Origin of the sequence: Mesorhizobium sp. M0870 (assembly GCF_040319775.1) — a bacterium.
Lineage (GTDB): Bacteria > Pseudomonadota > Alphaproteobacteria > Rhizobiales > Rhizobiaceae > Mesorhizobium.
On the sequence record NZ_JAMYOI010000069.1, the window covers coordinates 1 to 3,601 of the forward strand.

Below are 3,601 nucleotides of genomic sequence, written 5' to 3' on the forward strand. Positions count from 1 at the left end.
TGTCAATGCCGATGTGGGAGGGAACGCAGCTCCTGTTCTTCAACAAAAAACTTCTGGCCAAGACTGGCGTTGAAGCGCCGGGTGTCTCGCCGGACGCGCGCATGACCTGGGACAAGCTCATCGAGCTCGCCAAGAAGGTGCAGGCGGCTGGAACCGAGATCGGCTTCGGATTCGAGCAAGTCGATCGCTTCTACCAGCTACAGATTCTTCCCGAGTCGCTTGGCGGTGGCCCAGGCGTCAAGGGTCCGGACCTGCTGACGGTAGACGTGGCCAACGATGCCTGGCTGCAGGCAGGAAAATGGTATGGAAGCATCTTCGCCGAAGGCGTGGCCTCGCGTGGCCCGACCGGAGCCACAGAGATGCTTGACCTGTTCAAAGCTGCCCGGCTAGCATTTCTTGTTGGCCACCCCCGGGATATCGCCGGATTCAACAAGGTCGATGGCCTTGACTACGCAGCGGCGCCTCATCCATATTTCGCCGGCGGCAAGGCGGTGACGCCTTCTGAATCATGGCATTTGGGGGTGGCTTCGGACACCACGAATGCCGACCTTGCTCTGAAATTCCTGAACTACGCCGGTTTGAACAAAGACGGGGCGGTAGCTGCCACCGGCGGAAGCAATCTATCCGCGAACATCGAAGCAAACGCCGAGGTGCTGAGCCGCATTCCCCAGCAAAATCCCAACCTGAAGGGTATTGATCTTTTGATAAGCTACGAGCTCGCGAACACGGCTGTCCGGCGACCGCGTACCCTCGGATACCTCCAATTGGAGGAGCTGGTCACGCGTGCATGGAGCGATATCCGCAACGGAAGTGATGCTGCTCAGACGTTTCCGCAGCTTCAAAGTGAACTTGAGCGCAGTTTCAAGCGCATCGAGCGCTAAGAACGATGGCGATGGAAGCGATTACTGAGGGACAAAGCGTCAGGGATGCACCCATAGTTAGGCGATTTTCAAAATGGAGAGCGGCCATAGCGCCGCTCCTCTTCCTGACGCCGGCTCTGGTAGCCCTCATCGGGTTTCGGTTGTTGCCAGCAGGTTGGCTCGTTCAGCAGAGCTTGTCCGGCCCCGACGGCGAATTCGCCGGGCTCGATAATTTCGGGTTTCTTTTCACGGTGCCTTCATTTGCCAAGACCCTGCACGCCACCCTAACCTTTGTCGCGGTGACCGTGCCGCTGCAGACGGCAGTCGCTTTCGGCCTCGCTCTGCTGTTTGGCGAAAACTCACGGATCGTCTCGCTGCTGCGAGTTTTGGTGTTCCTGCCGGTATTCATCCCATCGAGCGTCGCAGCCATCCTGTGGGGCGCTGCATACCGCCCGCAGGGATTGGCGAATGCTCTGTTGACTTCTATAGGCGTGAGCGCTCAGCCGTTCTTGACATCGCCGGACCAGGCACTGATGTCGATCATTATCATGAGCTCGTGGGTCGGAGTAGGCTTCTGGATGATGTTCCTCATCGGTGGCCTAAAGGACGTTCCTCGCGATCTCTATGAGGCAGCATCGATCGATGGGGCTGGGAAGCTTTCGTCGCTATGGCACATCACTATCCCGCTGATGCGTCGGCCTCTGGCCTTCGTAATCGTCGCTGACACGGTGTCCGCATTTCTGCTGTTCGCTCCGATCGCGATACTTACCCGAGGCGGGCCCGGCGGCAGCACGCAGCTCATCATGTACGACGTGTATCAGCAGGCTTACTTTTTCAACGACGTGCCATTGGCTGCTGCGGAAGGGTTGACCTTGATGGTCATCATGATGGTCATCATCCTCATCCAGTTCCGATTGCTGTCGCGGGAGAAGCAACTGTGAGCGCCGGAGAAAAGAGTTCGGCCGGGGCGGGGCGCATCGTTAAGCTGGTGTTCGGCATCGCCGTCGCCGCCGGCTTTCTGCTGCCGATCGTCTGGCTGGTTGCCGGAAGCCTCCGGCCCGGTAGCGAGATATTCACCTCGCTCGATCCGCTTTCCATTGGCAGCTTCATTCCGCCACGGCCGACGCTGGCAAATTTTGGCAGCGCGCTCGGCGGAGCGTTCCGGACCGGATTGATCAACTCGATCGTCGTGGCCGCATGTACGGTGTTCGTGGGACTGCTGGTGTGCGCAGCCGCGGCCTTCGCGTTGAGCGCCATGCAGTGGCGCGGCCGCGAGGTCGTCTTCGCCATCATCGTCTTCAGCTTTTTGGTCCCCGAGGAGGTCGTGGCTGTCCCGTTGTCGGCCATCTTCGCACGCGCCGGGCTGCAGAACACCTACATCGCACTGATCATGCCCTTCGTGGGCAGCGGCATAGTGATCTTCCTGCTGCGGCAATTTTTCCTTGCCATACCGCGTTCGCTGATTGAAGCCGCTCAAATCGACGGGGCCGGCTGGCTAAGGATTTTCCTCGAGATTTTCCTGCCGCTTTCGCGTCCGGCTCTCATCGGCGCCGGGGTCATCCTCTTCAATGGCCAGTGGCAGGCCTATCTCTGGCCGCTTCTGGTCACGACGCGCAACGACATGTTCCTCGCCCCGATCACCCTCGGCCTTATGGTGGGGGAGCATAGCAGCGACTACGGCCAGATCTTCGCCGCATCGACCATTCTGAGCCTCATCCCTGCAGTCATCCTGCTGGGCTTCCAACGCTTCTTCACCGACTCGGTCGCGATGTCGAGCGTCAAAGAATAACGCGCACGTTCGAATCGAAGACAGTGTTCAAGATGAAATCGCCGCATTCGCCGCGAAGGCGAAGTGAAGATGCAGATTGCTTTGCCCCAGTAGGAGGTGTGAGTTGGCTCAGGTCACTGTCAGGAATATCGTCAAGCGCTACGGAAACGTCCAGGTCATCCATGGCGTGAATGTCGACATTGCCGATGGCGAGTTCGTCATCCTGGTCGGCCCGTCAGGGTGTGGCAAATCCACCCTGTTGCGCATGATCGCCGGTCTCGAACCAATATCGGCCGGTGAGATCAGCATCGGCGGCCGGGTGGTGAACGATGTTCCGCCAAAAGACCGCGACATAGCGATGGTGTTCCAGAACTATGCACTCTATCCGCACAAGAACGTCGCCGCCAACATGGGCTTCTCGCTCAAGATCAAGGGCAGGCCAAAGGCCGAGATCGACGCCAAGGTGAACAAAGCGGCCGATATTCTCGATCTGGGCAAGCTGTTGGACCGGTTTCCGAAACAGCTTTCGGGCGGACAGCGCCAGCGCGTGGCCATGGGACGCGCCATCGTGCGCGACCCGGAAGTCTTCCTGTTCGATGAGCCGCTGTCCAATCTCGACGCCCAACTTCGTGTTGCGATGCGTGTCGAGATCAAGGAACTGCATCAGCGCCTCGGCACCACGATCGTCTATGTTACCCATGATCAGATCGAGGCGATGACGATGGCCGACAAGATCGTGGTGATGAAGGACGGCAAGGTGGAACAGGTCGGCGCACCGCTCGATCTCTACGACAATCCGGGCAATGTCTTCGTCGCCGGCTTCATCGGCTCGCCGGCTATGAATTTCATCAAGGGCAAGATCGATTCGAAGAACGGCAGGCAGATCTTTGTGTCGGATACCGGATCCGTGCTGCCGGTCGAGGAGGGCAGGGCGCAGGGCGGCCAGCCGGTCATCTACGGCATACGTCCCGAG

The 3,601-nt window shown here is 59.2% G+C and carries 4 protein-coding genes; all 4 read left to right on the forward strand.

The window, feature by feature from the left end; translation table 11 throughout:
• Positions 1-881: extracellular solute-binding protein (locus NKH97_RS33075; protein ID WP_352799940.1), on the forward strand; the 881-nt coding region annotated here is incomplete at its 5' end.
• Between the two features lie 5 nt (positions 882-886).
• The gene (locus NKH97_RS33080) at positions 887-1,801 is read left to right on the forward strand and encodes a carbohydrate ABC transporter permease (protein ID WP_352799943.1); all 915 of its coding nucleotides are present in this window, start codon (positions 887-889) and stop codon (positions 1,799-1,801) included.
• Positions 1,798-2,649, forward strand: a complete 852-nt coding sequence (locus NKH97_RS33085) for a carbohydrate ABC transporter permease (protein ID WP_352799946.1) — start codon at positions 1,798-1,800, stop codon at positions 2,647-2,649. Before NKH97_RS33080 ends, NKH97_RS33085 begins: the two co-directional genes overlap by 4 nt.
• A gap of 103 nt (positions 2,650-2,752) precedes the next feature.
• On the forward strand, positions 2,753-3,601 hold an 849-nt coding region (locus NKH97_RS33090; protein WP_352799949.1), incomplete at its 3' end, for an ABC transporter ATP-binding protein.

Excerpts from the sequence above, each read along its gene's own strand:
- NKH97_RS33080 (WP_352799943.1), top strand. The coding sequence starts at position 887 with ATGGCGATGGAAGCGATTACTGAGGGACAAAGCGTCAGGGATGCACCC.